We start from the raw sequence: 18,266 nt of genomic DNA, 5'->3' as shown, positions 1-18,266 counted from the left end.
CTCTGCCGCCACGGTTCGGGCACTTTGCGCCACGACAGTGCCGGCCCATTGCAGCAGAGGTGACCGATAATGGCGGAAAGACTTGAGCCCGCGCAACGCGAGGCGGCGCTGATGAAGCTCAATGGCTGGATCTACGACCCGGCCGCCGACGCCATCAGTCACGACTTCAAGTTCAAGACCTTTTCGGAGGCCTTCTCCTTCATGACGCGCGTGGCGCTGGCGGCCGAGAAGATGGACCACCATCCCGAATGGTCCAACACTTACAACAAGGTACGCATCACACTGACCACCCACTCGGCGGGCGGACTGACCGCCAAGGACATCGCGCTGGCAGAAAAGATCGACCGGGTCATGATCTGACCGGGGAGCACCGGTCCAGCCTATCCGGGGGGTGAGGCGGACCGGCGGCTTAGCTCTCCGAGATGACCAATTGCCGAATCACCCCGCCCTCGAGCGTGAAGGTGAAGCGGCCCGGCCCGGTGAAGAAGCTCGACGCCCATTCGGTATCGACCACAACCTTCTCGCCCTCGACCCCGACCACGCGGGTGATGGTGAGCGTGCCATGCGCACCGACCAGTTCCTTGTCGCTCCAGCCGCGAATGGCGGCCCGGCCGGCAAAGCGGCGGCCCCAGTCGATGACCGCACCATCAGGCACAAAGAGCGCCAGCACGCCGTCGGTGTCGCCGGCATTGACGCGATCGCGGAACAGCGCGACGGGGGCGGGAAGCGGCGGGCTCATCGGGCACCTATGCAGCGGGGTGAGGCCCGGCCATGATGCCAGCAAAGGGGAGGCAGGCAAATGCAGGCAGCGCGACTTCACGCTCCGGGTCGGATGCTAGTCGAGGATGTTCCGCGGCCGCCGCCGGGCCCGCATGATCTGCTCGTCCGCGTCGAGGCCTGCGGCATCTGCGGTTCCGATCGCCACATGTTTCGGGGCGAGTACCCGACGGCGAAGCCGGTGACGCTGGGGCACGAGTTCTCGGGTCTGGTCGAAGCGATCGGCGACGCGGTCGAGGGTTTCCCGATCGGCACCCGGGTTACCGGCGACCCCAATATTGCCTGTGGCCAGTGCGAGCATTGCCGGGTGGGACGGCCGAACCTTTGCGCGGCGCTGAGCCCGATCGGCGTGATGCGCGACGGCGGCTTTGCCGAGTACGTGCTCGTCCCGGCGGCGCAGGCGGCGGTGTTGCCGCCCGATCTCGACCCGCGTCACGGCGCCTTCTGCGAGCCGGTGTCGTGCTGCCTCCACGCCATCGACGTGGCCCGCATCCCGCCGGGCGGCTCGGTGCTGATCCTCGGCGGCGGCGTGATCGGCCTGCTGATGGTGCAACTGGCGCGCCTTGCCGGGGCCGGAACGGTGGTCCTGTCGACCCGCCAGGCCCCGCGGCGCGCTCTGGCACTCGAGCTCGGTGCAACGGGCGTCGCCGATCCGGCCGGTGGCGACGGGGCCATCTCGGTCATGCTCCCCGCTGGGGCAGATGTGGTGTTCGAATGCGCCGGCCTCGGCGAGACCGTGCTGCAGGCCACCCGGTTGGCCCGGCGCGGAGGCACCGTCGTGCTGTTCGGCGTCGTCCCCGAAGCCGACCGCATCAGCATCTCCCCGTTCGAACTCCTGACCCGCGAGCTCCGCCTCGAAAGTGCCTGGCTCAACCCGCTGACCCATCGGCGCGCCGCCGACCTGATCGCCTCCCGCGCCCTGTCGCTCGATCGGCTGATCACGCGCATGATCGGAATCGACGAGGTGCCCCAGGTCATCGGCGCGGCGCCGGTCTTCGGCGAGATCAAGGTGATCATGACGCGCTGAGCGGCGGGCGCGACGAAAGTCGGTGACGAAAATCGCGCATACCCATGATTTCGCCGCAGTTTTTCGACCTTCATCGGTTGCGGGCGATGGGTTCTTGCCTCATCTTCGTTTTCACACAATTTCCAGTGAATCTTGGGAACGACCCCGCCGGAGGATCGCCAATGCCGCATAGTACCCCCCTGATCTCCACGATCGTCGCGGGTCTAGTGCTGGCGTTTATCCTCGGCACCATCGCCAACAAGCTGCGCCTGCCGCCGCTGGTCGGCTACCTGATCGCCGGCGTGCTCGTCGGTCCCAATACCCCCGGCTTCGTCGGTGACACCGAACTCGCCACCGAGCTCAGCGAGATCGGCGTGATCCTGCTGATGTTCGGCGTCGGCCTCCACTTCTCCTTGAAGGACCTGCTCTCGGTGCGCGCTCTGGCGGTGCCGGGCGCCATCGTCCAGATCGCCGGCGCCACGGTGATGGGCCTCGCGCTCGCGACACTGCTGGGCTGGGGGCTCGGCGCGGGCCTGATCTTCGGCCTCGCCCTGTCGGTCGCCTCGACCGTGGTACTGCTCAAGGCGCTCGAAGACCGCCACATGCTCGACAGCGAGAAGGGCCGCATCGCCGTCGGCTGGCTGATCGTCGAGGACCTCGCCATGGTCCTCGCCCTCGTCCTCATCCCCGCCATCGCTTCGGTCACCGGCAATTCTGCCGCCGAAGTGCATGACCCCTTCATCGATTTCGTCGAACGCTTCACCGGCGATCTTGGCATCGGCGGCATCCTCGGCATCACCGTGCTGAAGCTCGCCGCCTTCGTCGGCTTCATGCTGGTGGTCGGCCGCCGGCTGATCCCCATGCTGCTGCACTACACCGCCCATACCGGCAGCCGCGAGCTGTTCCGCCTCGCCGTGCTCGCCATTGCGCTCGGCGTCGCCGCTGGCGCCGCCTATCTCTTCGGCGTGTCGCTGGCCCTCGGCGCCTTCTTTGCCGGCATGATCCTGAGCGAAAGCGAGCTCAGCCATCGCGCCGCGCAGGAAAGCCTGCCGCTGCGCGACGCTTTCGCCGTGCTGTTCTTCGTCGCTGTCGGCATGCTGTTCGACCCGATGATCCTGTTGAACGACCCACTGCCCGTGCTGGCGACGGTGTTCATCATCCTCGTCGGCAAGTCGGTGCTCGCCTACATCATCGTCACCGCCTTCAAGCGACCGGTGGGCACGGCGCTGATCGTCTCCGCCAGCCTCGCGCAGATCGGCGAATTCTCCTTCATCCTCGCCAGCCTCGGCGTCGGCCTCAACATCCTGCCCGAGGCAGGACGCGACCTGATCCTCGCCGGTGCGATCGTCTCGATCATCCTCAACCCGGTGATCTTCCTTGCCGTCGACGCACTGCGCCCCTGGCTCGAACGGCGCTTCGACCGCCCGGCTGAGGCCGTGGTCGCGGCGCCGGCCGGCATGCGCGTCGAGCCCGATCTCACGACGTCCGTGGCGCGGCCAACCGAGATCGTGCCCGAGCCCGAGCCGACCGAAGTGCCGACCGGCAAGAGCGGACACGTCGTCATCGTCGGCTTCGGCCGCGTCGGCTCGGTGGTGAGCGAGGCGCTGCTCGAATCGAGGACGCCGTTCCTCGTCGTCGAGGATTCCGAGGGCCGTGCCTCGGCGGCCATGGGCAAGGGCATCGAGGTGGTGCTCGGCAATGCCGCCGCCTCGCGCGTCATGAACCTCGCCAATGTCGCCGAAGCCTCGGCCGTGGTGATCGCCATCCCCAACGCCTTCGAGGCCGGACAGGCGACCGAACAGACGCGCAAGCAGAACGCCGATGTCCTGATCGTCGCCCGCGCCCATTCCGATGAGGAAGAAGCGCACCTCAAGAGCCTCGGCGCCAATGTGGTGATCCTCGGCGAGCGCGAGATCGGCCTCGGCATGGTCGACGTGATCAACCGCGACAGCAAGGCAGTGGCCGAGATCGCCGCCTCGGATGCCGTCGAGGCGGTATTGAAGCCGCTGGCTGCAGCCGGTGCGGCAAGGCTGCCGCCCGACCCCAACCTGCTGGCTGAGGCGATCGAAGCAGCGCAGGCCCGCGTGCAGCATGTCGACAGTGGCCCAGCCGAGCCGCCCGCGGCGGTTTCCTCATACGGTGAAGAGCCCGATGCTCCTGCTGCGCGCGAGGAGCTTGACGCTCCCGCAGAGGTGGATGAGTTCGAGTATGTGGAGGACTTCGTGGTCGAGGCCGAGGAGATCGGCGACCTCGCGGCCCTCGATGGCGAGGCCGAAGTGCCGACCGAACTCCTGGAGCCGGTCGAGCCCGAAGTTGTGGCCGAAATGCCCATGGCGACGCCGCGCCCGGCAACGCCCGCGACGATGCCGGGGAGCCCGTTCACCGCCAGGCCGGATGACCCCCGGGCGCCCGCCGTGTTCCACCCCGAAGTGCCCCCGCCGCTGGCTGAAGAGGAGAAAGCCTGAGCTCAACTCAAGGCTTTCTTCACCCCCTCGTTCCTATATCCTAGTCCTGCGGTCGAGTTAGTGCCGCTCTGGATGCCGCCGCGATGATTTCGCAAAAGGCCAAATATGCCCTGCGGGCGCTGGTCGCGCTCACCAAGGTGCCCACCGGCGAGTCGCTGATGATCTCGGAGATTTCGCGCGGCCAGGCGATCCCGAAAAAATTCCTCGAGCAGATCCTGCTCGAGCTGAAGCGCGCCGGCATAGTCATGAGCCGCCGCGGCCGCCTCGGCGGCTACGTGCTCCTGCGGGCGCCCGAAAAGGTGACCTTCGGTGAAGTGCTGCGTCTGATCGACGGACCAATCGCGCCGCTGCCGTGCCTCAGCAAGATTGCCTACCGCCGCTGCGCCGATTGCGCCGAGGAATCGAGCTGCGAAATCCGCCACGTCTTTGCCCGCGTCACCATCGCGACGCGCGAGGTGCTGGACAGCACCACGCTGGCCGACGCCGTGGTCGCGAATGACGTGCTGGTCTAGTAGAGCCCGAGCGCCTTGAGCTCCGCCACCCAGTTGGTGACGCTGGCGATCCCGCGCTCGTCCGGCAGGAAGCCCTCGGCCAGCTCGGCAAGCCTGAGGGCGGAACTGTAGAGCATCACCTGGTGCCGATCGACGCTCACGCGGGCGAGCTGCTCGTAGCGCTCGATGATGCGGAGAGTGAGATCGGCCGAAATCCAGTTGCTGTAGCTCAAGTCGCGATGCCGGGAGCCAAAGCCGGAATCGGCGAAATCGAACACTCCGTTGAGCAGCCCCGTCTCATGGTCGAAGGCCATGTTCCAACCATGGCCGTCGAAATAGCCATAGACCAGCTCGCTGCCGGTGATGGAAAGCTTGCGATAGGCGGCGACGGTCTTGGTGAGAAAGCCCTTGTAGCCATGCGGCAGCTTCGGACCGGCTCCCTCGATGATTTCCTCGGGCGACATCCACGGGTCGACCCCGACTGCACCGAGCTGCTGCATCCGGTTCAGCGGCAGCGCGTGCAGCTCGGCATAGAGCTGGGCCATGCGCAGGGCGAGAGCATCGCGCCGATAGTCGTCGAGCTGCGCGTATTCCGCCGACTCGAGGGCTGAACCGGGAAGCTTGAGATGCTGCGTGAACGGCACCGGCCCCTCATGCAGCACGATCTGCGGTACGGCCATGGTGATGCGCGGTTTGAGGAACTGCAGCAGCGTCACCTCGCGGCGCAACCGTTCCTCGGCATGAGCGTTGCGCGGAAACTTGAAAATCCAGCCGTCGCACTCGAGCGCGACGCTATCAAAACCATCAGTGAGGGTGGTGAAATTGCCGCCGACAAACTGCGGCAACGTACTGACGACGAGCGCGCGATAGCGCGCGATCTCCGCCGCCGGCACCTCCTCCATCCTCACGTCCCCCCGTCAAGCGGGATCGAATCTAGACGAGTGCCGGAGAAAGTCCATTCACGCCGGATGCAATTCCCGGACGGTGTGGCGATGCCGCCGCGGTGCGGCCTTGACCTCGTGCCGCGCGTTGGCGACAGCGGTGCGGCGGTGCGGCAGGCGCACGCCAAGCGCGTCAGCGACGGTCTTTTCGAGCAGGCGATCGAGTTCTATCTTACGCATAGGAACCTCTCGGTGCAGTCGCGTGGAAACCTCCCCACGCCGTTCGAGATAAGAAACGTCCACGCATCGTCAAAGTTGCCGGTCGGCATTCAGATTCTAGTGAACGACCTGCCGGGCTCCGACGCCTCCCACCCTCGCAATCATCGCATGGCGGCACCGCCAGTTCGATCGGAACCGGCTGCACTGGTTAAGAATCGAACTAAATTGCGTCATCGATGACTTTCGCCGGAGGTCAGAATGACTTTTGCGCCAGATAGTTGCTCGCGAATTGCCGCATTTGTGACGCAATCTGATTGGCTTCGATCCGTCGCGACCGACATGACGCGGCAATCGGCGGTTAAGGACCGCGTGGCATGATCGGGAAAACCGGCAGCGTCACCGGCGTTCATCCGCACTGCGGAGGAGGCATAATGCGGTCAGTCGGCCTGGCAGCGCTCCTGTTGAGCGTCCTGCTCTTTCTCTATCCCTGGTACCGGCACTGGGCGCCGGTCCTCGACATTTCCAACAACGACACGCGCATCGTCGGCGGCCTGCTGCTGGCAGTGGGCGCTCTTACCCTCGCGGTCTTCCGCCGGCGCTAACTGGCCTCATCCTTGGTAAGCGGCGCGACGGAGACTTTGTCGAGCGCAAAGGCCTCGGCGAACATATCCTCGACGCTCTGCGGCGGGCGGGGCGGCGAGGCAATGGTAGTGACGGCGGGCGGAGGACTTGGAGGGGTGAAGGGCGTCACCGGAGGCGCCGGGACTTCGGGTTTCACCTCAACAACCACCGCAGGCGCGGCATCGACGGTCGGCGGTGTCTCAGGTTCAGATCGAACTGCTGCGGGGAAAGGGACGGGCAGTACACCGGGCTCCGCTTTCGTCGCCATCGCGACAGCCGGCTCAACGATAGCCGTTGCCCTTTTCGCATCCACAGGACCTGTAGCCGGCATCTCGCGCGGCTCAGCCTTCCGATCCAGCAGGGCCAGCTTGCTGCCGGGGGGAGCGGGCGGCCGCATTTCAGGTGGTGGGGGCACGTCACGCAGCACGCGGACGCGGCGCAGCCGGCGGCCGAGCCGCCAGCGCTCGAGGCCGGCATATAGCATCAGCAGCATGAGGCTGGCGCCGACCCCGATACCGATGCCTGCGATCAGCCAAACGATTGGGTCCAAGCTCATCCGACCCGGCTCCATTGATCACGTGTGCTACGGAAATAGGGCGGACGCTTCCAGCGTGCAACGGACATGCTATGACGATGCGGCGCCAACGCCGAGATCGTGTCCATGCAGCATGTCCGCTCCCGCCCCCTGCTCCCCGACGTCGTGCGGGCTGAGATGCGGCGGCTCATCATCGGCGGGGAGTTCCCGCCCGGCTCTCGCCTCCCCAACGAGGACGCACTCTGCGCCCGCTTCGAGGTGAGCCGCATCACCCTGCGCGAAGCGGTACGCGGCCTTATCGAGGACGGTTATGTCACCCGCCGCCAGGGTTCGGGCACCTTCGTCAATCAGGGCCCGGTGCTGCGCAACTCGCTCGACACCAATTTCAGCTACACTGACTACCTCGAGAGCACCGGCGTCAAGGCGACCAAACTCTTGCTCGATGCGCGCCCGGCCAAGGCCGGCGAGGAGGTCGCCGCTGATCTCGGCCTGGCTCCCGGCGCAGACATCGTGGTGATCCGGCGCGTGCGCAGCGCCGACGGCAAGCCGGCGGTCTATTCGATCGACAGCCTCGCCGCCGACCTTGCCGATGCCACCGCCGATGCCGGAGCATTCACCGGTTCGATCTATCGCCTCCTGTCGCAGCGCGGCCACGATGTGGATCACGCGCGCGCGGTGCTGTCCCCTGTCGTGGCCGACGCGGAACTGGCAAAGATCCTCAAGGTCGCGCCCGGCACGCCGCTGCAGCATCTGAAGCAGGTCGATCACGACACCGCGGGACGCCCGGTGATGCACTCGCTCGAGTGGCACGTGCCCTCGGTGATCGAATTACGCGTCTACCGACGCGGGCCGGGCCGGGTCGAAACCTGAGCTCAGCCGCTGAGCCGGTCGCGCAGTTCCGAAAGTTCGAGGATGCAGCGATCGATCTCGGACTTGAGCGAGCGCTTCTCGGACGCGGTAAGCGGCGGACGCGGGCGCATGACAATCTCGCGCAGCGCTGCGATCTCGCGCTTCAGCTTGCCGATTTCGCTGGTTGTCTGCATCCCGAACCTCCGACCTCGGCCCTTGTGCCCCGCTCGTCTTGCGCCGCGCAAGCCCACATCGGCTGCCAGAGCGTGTCGGCGCGTCAGTCGAACTCTATTCGCGGCAAGTCGCGGACAAGCTCAATGGCCTCGCGGCGTTGCGGCTTGCCGTTCTCGTTGCGCGGCACGGTGGCGGCGATATAGACCCGCTTCAAGATGCGCGCCTTGCCTAGCCTTTTGGCAGCGAACGCGCGTAGTCCCCGCAACTGATTGACCTCGGCACCGGTCTGCGTTGATACGATGGCAGCGAGCCGGTCATGGCCATCCTCGGTGCGGTCGATGAAGCAGAAGCCGTCTGCGATGTCCGGATGGAGCTGGATCAGCTCGTCGAGGTCAGCCGCGTTGAATTTGACGCCGCCCATGTTAATGACGTCGGTCGTGCGGCCGGTGAGGTGAAGGATGCCTGCCGCGTCGAAGTAACCGAGGTCGCCGGGGTGGAACCAGCCACCCCGAAACACCTTCGCGCTCAGTTCGGGCTCGCCAAGGTACTGGGTAACCATTCCATTGGTGCGGACCCGAATCTCTCCCTCCCTCCCAGGCTCTACCGGCAGATCGCTCGGATCGACAATCTCGACTGCGGCACCTCTGGCGAGCGGACCCACCGAACCATCGAACGGAGCTCTGTCTGTGAAGCGGGCCAAGGTCATGATCCCGGCTTCGGTCGAGCCGTAGAGCACCTGCACTTCTTCGAAATGGCGCAGGGCAAGCTCGACGAACTTTGCCGTCACCTGGGCGCCCGTAACTCGGCAGGCCCGTATGCGCGTCTCGGGCACCGGCTGCTTGACCAGCACCCCGGCGATCTGGGCGGGCGATCCCATGACGCGCGTCACCCCCTTCTCGATGGCCTGCGACCAGCGCGCGTTGGCAATATTGGTACCGCCCACAAGCAGATTGGTCAGCCGCGACCGAGCTCCGACATAGCTGGTCGCATCGAACAGGCTATGCGCGACGAGCGGTTGACGATCCTCGAGGTCGGAGACGTTTACGATCCGCTGCCAGGCTGCAGCATAAGTGATCGGCATATGTTTCTGCCGTCCGGTCGTGCCCGATGAGGTGGCGATCAACCAAGTGTCGTCCGCACTTGCATGCCCTGGAAAACCAGCGAGATCGGTGGCTGAAGCCGTTGTCGCCTCGAACCAGCTGCGGGTGAACTCGAAAGCGCCGCCCGCAGAGTCCCCCATGCCGGCGAAGCTGTGGGTGATCGATGGCACACCTGCTGCTGGGGTATCGCCTTCGAGGCGTCGCCACTGTGCCCCGAGCAATGATGTTGCGGTGATGGCGACGCAAGCGATCACCGAGTCGTTCATCACAAAGCTCAGTCGGGAGGAGTGATTTACGCCGAACTCCTGCATCCGTCGGGCAAAGTGCACGACGAGATCGGCGAAGCGCCGATAGGTAACCCGTCCGCCAGCACTGTCGAATGCGACCTGGTCCGGCTGGGCAAACGCCTTCTCCATGATGGCAAAGGCAAAGTTCTCGTCCTGCACGGTGTCTCCTCGACGGAAGTCAGGGTTTACCGAGCACATTGGCGGCAAGAGCGCACCAATTAATTCACAATGTTGCTGTCGGCGCACCGGTAATACTGAGGAAATCCTGCTCAGGTTGCGCGGTTCTCCATCCGCCCGGCATCGCGCTTCGTTACACGGGCGGCCGCGTTCGGCGTAGCGCGCGCCTTCCACGGCGACACAGCAGCAGCGCGATGCCGCTGCCCGTAGTCACCGGCAGCGGGAAGCCGGTCGCGGGGCGCAGCAGGGCCGCGAGCGCGTTGCCGGCGTCGGCCGACTCGCTCTGGATTCCGGTGTCAGCGGTGATCGTGAACGTGACACCACTCGCGGGCCGGACGGATGCGGGCGCCGGCACCACGTTCTGCAGGCTCGGCACGACCGGCCTGATCGCGACGGCCCAGACAACCCCAACGCCCGCGGCAGCAAGGGCCAGCGCGGCGACGAGCAGGGCGGGACGGAGCACGGCGTCCTCCAGCGAAAACTCATTGTAAAGGTTCCTGTTAATGGCGGCTTCCAGCGGCCGACTGTCAAGCGTCTCACTGCAGCGCCGCGAGCCAGGCGCTCCACCTCAATGGCTCGATGCCTGACGAGTCACGAGTTGCAGCCCAGCGGCCCGCTCGCACACCGGGCCTAGCTGCGCACAACACCCCGGCAAGACGCCTTACCGCTTGCAATAGCTGGTGAATATCGGTCACGTACGACCATATTTCCCGAGGGGGACGGCCATCTTTCAGCGTATTGCCAGTATTGCCGGCACGGCATTTCTTTGCGCCCTGATGTCGGTGGCCCTTGCCCTCAGCAATGGCGCGCTGCTCGCTCGCGGTGACCTGCTGCCACTGCTTACGCCGCTTGCCGGCGCCATGCTGGTGGCGACGGCCGTGCTGCCGATCGCCACGGCCTGGTTCAGCACCATCCCCGGACAGGTGACCACGACGCAGGAAATCGCCGTCGTGGCGCTGGCGGCGGTGACCGGTGCAGCGACCGCAGCATTCAGCGGGGGCGAAGGCCTGCTGGTCACCATTCTCGTCACCATCGGTGTCACCACCACGCTCTGCGGCGTGGCCATGCTAGCGCTCGGCTGGTTCAGGCTCGGGCGCATCACCCGCTTCGTCCCGTTTCCGGTGTTTGCCGGATTCCTCGCCATCACCGGCTGGTACCTGATCACCGGCGGGCTCGAGACCATCATCGGCGGCCACCTGAGCCTCGGCCGGCTCGGTGAGTTCCTCGACCCGGGCACGGCGCTGAAAGTCGGCGCCGGTATTGCCTTCGTCGCCGCCGTCGAAGTGGCGCACCGGCGCTTGACTTCCGGCGCCGCCCTGCCTCTGGGTGTGCTCGTTGCTATCGTCGCCTTCAATCTCGTCATCTTCGCCCTCGGCATCCAGCGGCCGGCGCTCGAGGAAGCGGGATGGCTGATCGCGGTGCCAGCAACCGGGATGAGCTGGCCGCCGGTCGGCTTTGCCGATTTCGCCGGTGTCGACTGGAACGCCGTGTGGAGGGGCCTGCTGTTCGCGCCCTTCGTCATCGTCATCACTGCGGCCGGCGCGATGATGAATGTCAGCGGCATCGAACTGGACGCGCGGCGCGATGTCGACCTCAATGCCGAACTGCGCTCGATCGGCCTCGGCAACCTGGCATCCGGCATCGTCGGCGGCATACCCGGCTTCCCCGCTGTCTCGACCACCATGCTGGCGCTGCGCCTCAAGACGCCCTACCGCGCCGTCGGTGCCTTGACCGGCCTCTTCGCCATCTGTGCGCTGCTGTTCGCCCCGCAGGTACTGGGCATCGTGCCACTGCCGCTGCTCGGGGCGCTGCTGATCTGGGTCGGCGTATCGCTGACCATCGACTGGCTCCTGCGCCCGATGCGCACCCTGCGCCGCTCGGAATATGCGATCATCCTGATCATCCTCGCCGTCAGCATCGGCGTCGGCCTGCCGGCTGGCATCGCCACCGGGCTCATCGCCGCGCTGATCCTGTTTGCCGTCGAATACGCCCGTGTCGACGGCATCCGCTTCGTCGCCTCGGGGCGCGATTTCCACTCCCGCGCCGTCTCCGATGAGCGACGCTCGCAATTGGCCGAGCGCGGCGACGCCATCGCCATCATCAAGCTCGGCAGCTTCATGTTCTTCGGCACATCCGATCGCATCGTGCAGCGCATCGCCAGGAAGGCCGAGACAGGGACCGGGCCGTGGTACGCCATCCTCGATTTCAGCCGGGTCACCGGCTTTGATTCTTCCACCGTGCTGAGCTTCGAGCGGCTGCGCCGCATGGCCGAGCGCGACAAGTTCCAGGTGGTATTCGCCGGACTCGGAGAGCTATCAAGGCGGCTGGTCGATGGCGGGCTCGACATCTCGACGGCTCCGTTCCATAGCGAGCCGGACCTCGAGGCAGGATTGACCTGGGCCGAAAGCCAGGTCCTCGGCGCTGCGCCTGCCGTCCCCCAGGACGTAGTGTCCGCCGAAGCCTCGCTGGCGCGACTGCTCGGCGATGCCGATCTCGCCGACGCCATATTCCCCTATTTGCAGCGGATCCCGTACGAGGCCGGCGAGCGGCTAATCCAGCAGGGGGCCGTCGCCGACGACATCTACATCGTCGAAACCGGCCGCGGCTCGGTGATTCTCGAGAATGAACGCGGCGAGTCGGTGAACCTGCTCGACTTCGGACCAGGGACCATCCTCGGCGAAGTGGCCTTCTACGGCATCGAAAGGCGCTCGGCCTCCGCCCTGGCCACCGCACCGGGCGCGGCATGGAAGCTGAGCCGCGCCGCGCTGTCGCAGGTGGAGACAGACAAGCCGCTGGCCGCCGCCGCCTTTCACCGAGCGCTCGCACGCGTGCTGGCCGAACGGCTGCAAAGCGCCAACCGGCTCATCCGCGTGCTGGCGGACTGACTATTGGCCCTGATCAAGGATCAGCACCTGGGCCTAAGGCCAGCGCTTCCGATCAGCCGCCGCGAACCATTGACGGTGCGCGTGGGCTCGGCGACCTGACCTTGCTCGGCGGTGCCGCAATCAGACCTTCACGGATGGCAGTTTTACGCGCGGCCTTCCGGGTGCGACGCACAGCCTCAGCTGCCTCGCGCACGCGCTTCTCCGAGGGCTTCTCGTAGTAGCTCCGGAGCTTCATTTCCCGGAACACGCCCTCGCGCTGCAGGCGCTTCTTGAGCACTTTCAGGGCTTGGTCGACATTGTTGTCGCGAACAAGAACTTGCAAAAACTGTCCTAACTTGTGGGACCGAAAACCGGTCGGCGAAACACCACCGGCGCTTCGGACCTGGGAGGTATCACATGTGGAGCAGGTAAGAAAGGATGATGCCCAGTACGAACCAGCGCCCCCTACGGGACAAGCGACTCGAAAACTTGCCGCTTTCCGGATGGCGCACTGGGAAGTTCGGCTACGTGCTCCACGGCTACCGTGTAGTCAGCGCTTATGAAGCGATGGATGAGTTCGACAAGCACGTCTGACCGCACCGCAGCCGCACTGACATACCGCAGGCGCACTTCCGACAGGGTGAGCTGGGTAATCTGATAGCCGGTGATACCGAGTTCGTGCATGGCGAGGGGCGATATATGCGGCCAGATCAGCCCACCGCCCGGCAGCCTGAACATGCCACGACGACGCCCCATGATGCGACCGATGGTCAGGCCACGATCCCTGCAGTGTCCGGAACCCACCACCCGCGTTGCGAAGTCGCTCAGCTCATATCTGATGAGGGGCATCGCATACCCATAAAGGCTGGTCACCACTATACGCCCTGCCTCGCCGTTGCCGACCGGCTCTCCCAGCTCATCCAGGAGCTCGACAAAGAGCCCTTCGTGAGAAATGTGGTAGTTGCCGCATCTCGGACAGCCGCAGGCGACGAGGCCGAATTCGGTGGTGGCGTAGGCATCGGCTACCCGGCACGAGAATGTCTGCTCGACAAACGACTGGGTATCGGCATCAAGGGTTTCACCGACCGTCATGATCCGGTCGAAACTCAGGTCGAGCTTTCGATGGCGGGCCTCGATCGCGCACTGCAGTGCGACCCCCGGATAGGTCCGCAGGTAGTTCGGGCGGACGGTTGCCGCAGCTTCGAGGACCTTGTCGATTGCGAGCGAGAATATCGTGCACTCCTCGCCACCGCCGGGCTGCGGCTTTCGCACCAGTTGCCCGGCCGATGCCAATTCGTGCGGCTTGGGATTTCGAGCCGTCAGGACCCGCTCGGAAACCCTGATGTCCCAGTCGGTGAAGTAGGCACGGTACTTGATCTGGCTGAAAATGTCGGCGAGCCGGTTGATGCGAAATTCCAGCGGCTCGCCCGAGGTGCCGCTGGTTGCCGAACTGCGAACCGGCCCGGCATCGGGCGGCATCGCCTGGGGAGAAACCATGAGCTCCTGCCTGTGCGCCCGAACCAGCTCACGCGTCAGGATCGGCACTCTGCTCCAGCTGGCCCGGTCAAACGTCTTTCTGGACAGGAACGCGTCGACCCCGGCCTTGTAGTAACGGGTCGTTGCCCTTGCGTATCGCGCAATATCGACCAGGCGCTGGTGTTGGTAGGCCTCAATCTCGGCGCCTCGAAGGCCTCGCTCAAGCGACTTCAGCAGCTGCAGCGCGCCAGCGCGGGGTGGGTTGGCCATGGTTCCACAAATTAAGAGGGGGAAACATCGTTCCCCCTCATTGTCTCAGCGTCTGGCGTCAGCGGGTCAATCCAGCTGATAGTTGATGCCGACCTTGATCGTATGCAGGGCGAGATCGTACTCGTGGAAGTTGGCGATCAGCCCAAACAGGCTGTTGCCTTCGTAGCTGACGTCGTCGAACCACGAGTAGTTGTACGCCCCGAAGACCGAGACGTTCTTGTCGATCTTGTAGTCGGCCTGGGCACCGACGGTGTAGCCCTGCGCCACCTTGGCATCGGAGTAACCGGCCGAGCTGGAAAACTCTGTCCCCGCCCAGGCAAGACCGCCCATGGCCGACACCAGGAAGTCGTCAGTCAAAGCAAAGCCGAGCTTGGCCTGAGCCAAGACAAGCCAGTTGATGTCCATCGTACCTTCGTAGATGCCGCCGAACTCGCCCAGTTCCGTCTCGAAAATCTCGATCTCGGTCACGCCGGTGTCCGAAATGGCTGAGACCGAACCCGAAACTTCGGCACCGAAGACGAAACTGTCCATCTGGTGGCGATAGCCGACCTGCAGGCCGGCGAGCCAGCCTTCCATTTCGCTCAAGTCATCGTAGGTGTACCACGGCGCGCCTTCGTCGTTTTCGAGAGCGGTGATTGCGACGGGTACGGAAAATTCGTCAAAACCCTCGCAGCCTACGCCTTCGCCCAGAAACCAGGAGACAGATCCGAGCGTCACGGGGGCATCACAGTCGAGCGAGTCAGTGGTCGCACCCATGCCGTAACCTACGTGACCGCCAACATACACACCGGTCCAGTTGCCGCTGTCGTATTCGACCACCGGGGCCATTGGAGCAATCGGATCTGCCGCGACTGCCGCGCCGCTTGCAAGCATCAATGCCGCGATCGAAATGCCAAAGCTATACTTACCCATGGTCGCCCCTCGTGATTCTCCAACCTCACCATCTGACATTTTGTCTAGGCATGCTGTAGCGCCGCCGCCACACGATCGAAGACTTTGCGCGGAAACTACTTATCGTCACCAGTTGTTCGGGCTCGAACCGCGAAGCGACAAAGTCGATATGCTTGAGCAGGCGGCACCTCGTCCCTTGGCTCTACACGCCATCCCGGGTGAAAACTGGCCGCGCCGGCCTCGACAACCGCCGGCACACGCAACAGCCGAGGGGCCGGCAACACGGATACTGTCCTGAGAAAAGGGGTGGTGCCGCATGCCGGATTCGAACCAGCGACCCCCTCATTACGAATGAGATGCTCTACCGACTGAGCTAATGCGGCGTTCCAGCTCGCGCCTCGGCGCGGCGAACCGGGGTCTCATACAGGCGCCGTCCACGACGTGCAAGAGTTTCGCGCCGGCGTGGAGGGCTTTCGCGCCGCGTCAGGCGTCGGGCAGTGCGAGCGGACCTGACTGAGGTTTCTCGGGCTCGGTTGGCTCGGTAAACGCCGTCGGCTGTGGCAGCGACGGCACGAGGGCGGAGTTGGTGCGTGTCGCCACCGTGCTGGTCGGCACGCGCCACTCGAAGGCATCGAGCTTGCCGCTAACCGGGGAGAGCGGCTCCCACTCGTCGGCAGTGATGCCGTCGGCCGTCCAAACCGGGTCGCGCGGTGCATGCACGGCGCGGTTCAGCCAGTCGCGCGACTTGCCCTTGTCGCCCGATTGCCCATCCTCGATTTCGGCCATCAACAAGCAGACGGCCTGCGAAGGGTTGGCGTTGGCATACCCCGCCAACGCCTGCCGTGCCGCGATCCAGTCGAAAGCATCGATCGAGGCGCGGGCCAGCACCAGGGCGCTCGCCTTGTTGGGCGGTGGCGAGTCGATCAGCTCCTTGACGCGCTTCAACCGGTCAACGGCCGAGACGCCGGGCACGGCATTGGCGAACAGCGTCGCGACATCGGGGTGCGAGGTGGCGCGCCAGACACGGCGGAGCAGGCTCATCGCCTTCCGTGCCTCGTTGCGGTTGGAGTAGATGCGCGCCGCGATCAGCGCCGCCGGCACGAAATCGCCCTGCAACTTCAGCGCCGCGAGCGCATGTTCCAGGGCGGCGTTGGGCTCACGCCCTTCGGCGATCTGCGCCCGGGCCGTCTCGACCACCGCCATGCGGCGGCGTTTGCGGGTTTTTTCCTCGCGCGTCACCGCCGGCTCGTCGGCGACCATGGCATAGGCCTTTTCCCAGCGCCCGTTGCGCGTGAGATCGTCGAACACCGCCTCACGCGCCCAGGGCGCGGCCGGCGAGATGTCGATGGCCTTCTGCGCGAAGGTGAGCGCCGCATCGACCCTGCCCTGCTGGCGCGCCTGGTCGTAGAGGCCGGAGAGCGCAGCTAGCGCCGTCTTGCGGTTTGTGATCAGCGCCCGGTAGTGCTCGCGGGCCGAATGCATGTCGCCCACAGCGAGGTCGGCGCGCGCTTCGAGCAGTTGCGCCGCGGCGTTGCGCGGCAGGTTGGACTGCGCCTCGCGCGCCAGCTGCCGGGCCCGGTGCGCATCACCCGCCTGCAGCGCGATGAAGCCGTCGGAGAGGGCGAGATAGCCCTGGTCCTTGCGCTTTTCGCGCGAGCGGCGCGCGATGTAGTAGGGCGCGGCGATCACGCGTTTGACAATGCCCCAAACGAGGATGATCACCACCACCGCGGCAGCCGCAAGGATGGCGGCGATGCCGAGCCGCGGCTGCATGCGATAATCGAGGAACTCGATGGTCAGCGTCCCCGGCAGGCTGATGAGCCAGGCGATGCCGGCGGTGACGAGGAGGCTCGCGATCAGCCAGTAGGCAAGCCGGATCACGGAGTGACCTCCGCGCTGGGGGCGAGCGCCCGGGCCCGGAGATCGGTGAGGAACTTGTCGGCGGTGGCGAGCTTGACGATATCAGCCCCGGCGGTCCCCGCTCCGGCCTGCATGGCCGGCGGCAGCGCGCCGAGCAGTTGCGCGGCCGTGGCGAAATCACGCCGGCCGACCGCGGCCTCGAGCTGCGAGACAATGGCCTCGGGCGTGTCACCAGCGATCTCGCCGGAAGGCCGTAGCGCCAGCAGCCCCTTCATCCACTCGAGCGCATCGGCACCGATATCCCCGGTACCCGTGGCGGAGCGGCCAGCGAGGATATCGGGCACGGCAGCGCTGAATCGGGCGGCGACAGTATCGGCACGCGGTAGGCCTGCTTCGGCCGAAGCCGCGATCTCGGGAGGAATGGCGAGGTCGGGCAGCAGCACCCTGAGGCTATCGAGCTCGGCGGCATAGGGGCGGCCGTTGATCGCGGCACTTTCGAGCCCCGAAACGACGAGCGGCAGGCGCACGGCCGGGCCGATATCGGCCGTTCCCGAGCCTTGGTTGGCCGTCGAGAGGGCGCTCTTCAGCGCCGCCACATCGGACTGCAGCGCGGCGATACTGCCCTCGATGGCAGTGACCTTGCCCTCGTTGTCGGTAACCTCTGTCCGCAGTTCGGCGATCCCTGCCTCAATCGTGGTGATGGTCTGGGCCAGCGCCGTTGCGTCGGCGCTCGATGCGCCGGCGCCAATGGCAGTGACACGGTCCGAGAGACTCTCGAGCTGCGCCTCGATGGGCGCGAGATCGGTGGCCGGCGCGGCCTCGGGCAGCACGGCGATCTGCCGGCGGACTTCGTTCAATCCGGCATCGAGCTGGGCGATGGTGGCGTCGAGGCTGACCTGCGTGCGCCTGGTCTGCTCCTCGAGCGCGACGAGGCGGCCATCGATCGTGCCGAGGCTCGCATCCTGCGCATCGAGCCGGATTGCCGGATCGGCGATGACCGGGACCTTGTTGGGCAACGGAAGCCAGTTGCCGAGCGCATAGACCAGCCCCGCGCCGAGCAATGCACCACCGACGGCAGCGATCGAAATGGCGCTCCACGGCATGGCAAGACGGGCCTGCGGGCGCGGCAGCGGTGGCGGCGTACGAGCTGGCTCCTCGGCCGGAGCGGCCTCGCTCACTTCGGCTGCAGCCTCCTGAGCCGCCTCGGTGACGGCCTCTTCGGCGCGTGCTTCAGTGGTGCTCGCGGCCGGTTCGGCCTCGCGCGCCTTCAAATCGATGACCGGTGGCTTCACGGGCCCCGATTTGCGTTGAGCCATGCGGCTA

General features: G+C 65.8%; 18 protein-coding genes, 1 tRNA gene and 1 pseudogene. 7 read left to right on the top strand and 13 right to left on the bottom strand.

The annotated features are described in order from the left end of the window. Window positions 1-69: 69 nt before the first annotated feature. A complete protein-coding gene (locus tag ACOYW5_RS16220) occupies window positions 70-360 on the top strand; it encodes a 4a-hydroxytetrahydrobiopterin dehydratase (protein WP_423065928.1) in 291 nt (96 codons plus the stop codon). A gap of 49 nt (window positions 361-409) precedes the next feature. On the opposite strand, the gene ACOYW5_RS16215 is transcribed toward ACOYW5_RS16220, so the two are convergent. Next, the gene (locus ACOYW5_RS16215; RefSeq protein WP_423065927.1) at window positions 410-739 is read right to left on the bottom strand and encodes a nuclear transport factor 2 family protein; all 330 of its coding nucleotides are present in this window, start codon (window positions 737-739) and stop codon (window positions 410-412) included. Between the two features lie 60 nt (window positions 740-799). Here ACOYW5_RS16215 and ACOYW5_RS16210 point away from each other — a divergent pair, with 60 nt between their 5' ends. From ACOYW5_RS16210 to ACOYW5_RS16200, 3 genes and pseudogenes are all read left to right on the top strand, one after another. Then, window positions 800-1,804, top strand: coding sequence for a zinc-dependent alcohol dehydrogenase family protein (locus ACOYW5_RS16210; RefSeq protein ID WP_423065926.1), 1,005 nt, complete (start codon window positions 800-802; stop codon window positions 1,802-1,804). 161 nt (window positions 1,805-1,965) lie between these two features. Next, window positions 1,966-3,789: pseudogene (locus ACOYW5_RS16205) on the top strand (cation:proton antiporter); the annotation flags it as partial. Between the two features lie 542 nt (window positions 3,790-4,331). After that, entirely contained in the window at window positions 4,332-4,760 is a 429-nt protein-coding gene (locus tag ACOYW5_RS16200; protein WP_423065925.1) for an RrF2 family transcriptional regulator, read from the top strand. Here ACOYW5_RS16200 and ACOYW5_RS16195 read toward each other — a convergent pair. Further along, window positions 4,757-5,641, bottom strand: coding sequence for a phosphotransferase family protein (locus tag ACOYW5_RS16195; protein ID WP_423065924.1), 885 nt, complete (start codon window positions 5,639-5,641; stop codon window positions 4,757-4,759). The two genes, ACOYW5_RS16200 and ACOYW5_RS16195, sit on opposite strands and share 4 nt — an antisense overlap. 57 nt (window positions 5,642-5,698) lie before the next feature. After that, window positions 5,699-5,860, bottom strand: coding sequence for a hypothetical protein (locus ACOYW5_RS16190; protein WP_423065923.1), 162 nt, complete (start codon window positions 5,858-5,860; stop codon window positions 5,699-5,701). A 410-nt stretch (window positions 5,861-6,270) separates the two neighbouring features. Between ACOYW5_RS16190 and ACOYW5_RS16185 the strand changes: the two genes are divergently transcribed. Continuing rightward, window positions 6,271-6,441 carry a hypothetical protein gene (locus tag ACOYW5_RS16185; protein ID WP_423065922.1) on the top strand — a complete coding sequence of 57 codons (171 nt, stop codon included), beginning with the start codon at window positions 6,271-6,273 and terminating at the stop codon, window positions 6,439-6,441. On the opposite strand, the gene ACOYW5_RS16180 is transcribed toward ACOYW5_RS16185, so the two are convergent. After that, entirely contained in the window at window positions 6,438-7,016 is a 579-nt protein-coding gene (locus ACOYW5_RS16180; RefSeq protein ID WP_423065921.1) for a hypothetical protein, read from the bottom strand. The two genes, ACOYW5_RS16185 and ACOYW5_RS16180, sit on opposite strands and share 4 nt — an antisense overlap. A gap of 105 nt (window positions 7,017-7,121) precedes the next feature. Between ACOYW5_RS16180 and ACOYW5_RS16175 the strand changes: the two genes are divergently transcribed. Next, window positions 7,122-7,865 (top strand): GntR family transcriptional regulator, encoded by a 744-nt coding sequence (locus tag ACOYW5_RS16175; RefSeq protein WP_423065920.1) that lies wholly within the window; start codon window positions 7,122-7,124, stop codon window positions 7,863-7,865. 2 nt (window positions 7,866-7,867) lie between these two features. Here the strand turns inward: ACOYW5_RS16175 and ACOYW5_RS16170 are convergent, their stop codons facing one another. From ACOYW5_RS16170 to ACOYW5_RS16160, 3 genes are all read right to left on the bottom strand, one after another. Continuing rightward, entirely contained in the window at window positions 7,868-8,038 is a 171-nt protein-coding gene (locus ACOYW5_RS16170) for a hypothetical protein (RefSeq protein ID WP_423065919.1), read from the bottom strand. Between the two features lie 83 nt (window positions 8,039-8,121). After that, window positions 8,122-9,564, bottom strand: a complete 1,443-nt coding sequence (locus tag ACOYW5_RS16165) for a class I adenylate-forming enzyme family protein (protein ID WP_423065918.1) — start codon at window positions 9,562-9,564, stop codon at window positions 8,122-8,124. A 151-nt stretch (window positions 9,565-9,715) separates the two neighbouring features. Then, window positions 9,716-10,045: a hypothetical protein gene (locus tag ACOYW5_RS16160; RefSeq protein ID WP_423065917.1), complete on the bottom strand. Its 330-nt coding sequence runs from the start codon at window positions 10,043-10,045 to the stop codon at window positions 9,716-9,718. A gap of 313 nt (window positions 10,046-10,358) precedes the next feature. Between ACOYW5_RS16160 and ACOYW5_RS16155 the strand changes: the two genes are divergently transcribed. After that, window positions 10,359-12,467: a SulP family inorganic anion transporter gene (locus ACOYW5_RS16155; protein ID WP_423065916.1), complete on the top strand. Its 2,109-nt coding sequence runs from the start codon at window positions 10,359-10,361 to the stop codon at window positions 12,465-12,467. A gap of 52 nt (window positions 12,468-12,519) precedes the next feature. Here the strand turns inward: ACOYW5_RS16155 and rpsU are convergent, their stop codons facing one another. The 6 genes from rpsU to ACOYW5_RS16125 form a co-directional block, all read right to left on the bottom strand. Then, a complete protein-coding gene (gene rpsU, locus ACOYW5_RS16150; RefSeq protein WP_423065915.1) occupies window positions 12,520-12,789 on the bottom strand; it encodes a 30S ribosomal protein S21 in 270 nt (89 codons plus the stop codon). Between the two features lie 122 nt (window positions 12,790-12,911). Next, entirely contained in the window at window positions 12,912-14,192 is a 1,281-nt protein-coding gene (locus ACOYW5_RS16145; protein WP_423065914.1) for a hypothetical protein, read from the bottom strand. A gap of 66 nt (window positions 14,193-14,258) precedes the next feature. Beyond that, the gene (locus tag ACOYW5_RS16140) at window positions 14,259-15,104 is read right to left on the bottom strand and encodes an outer membrane protein (RefSeq protein ID WP_423065913.1); all 846 of its coding nucleotides are present in this window, start codon (window positions 15,102-15,104) and stop codon (window positions 14,259-14,261) included. A 286-nt stretch (window positions 15,105-15,390) separates the two neighbouring features. Next, window positions 15,391-15,466: transfer RNA gene (locus ACOYW5_RS16135), tRNA-Thr, on the bottom strand. Between the two features lie 100 nt (window positions 15,467-15,566). Next, window positions 15,567-16,964, bottom strand: a complete 1,398-nt coding sequence (locus tag ACOYW5_RS16130; protein WP_423065912.1) for a heme biosynthesis protein HemY — start codon at window positions 16,962-16,964, stop codon at window positions 15,567-15,569. Continuing rightward, the gene (locus ACOYW5_RS16125; RefSeq protein ID WP_423065911.1) at window positions 16,961-18,259 is read right to left on the bottom strand and encodes a COG4223 family protein; all 1,299 of its coding nucleotides are present in this window, start codon (window positions 18,257-18,259) and stop codon (window positions 16,961-16,963) included. The genes ACOYW5_RS16130 and ACOYW5_RS16125 overlap by 4 nt, the downstream gene beginning before the upstream one ends. Window positions 18,260-18,266 lie beyond the last annotated feature (7 nt).

This window comes from Devosia sp. CN2-171 (assembly GCF_049354815.1).
GTDB lineage: Bacteria > Pseudomonadota > Alphaproteobacteria > Rhizobiales > Devosiaceae > Devosia_A.
The sequence above is the reverse complement of the archived record's forward strand: the minus strand, read 5'-3'. Positions and strand labels throughout refer to the sequence as shown.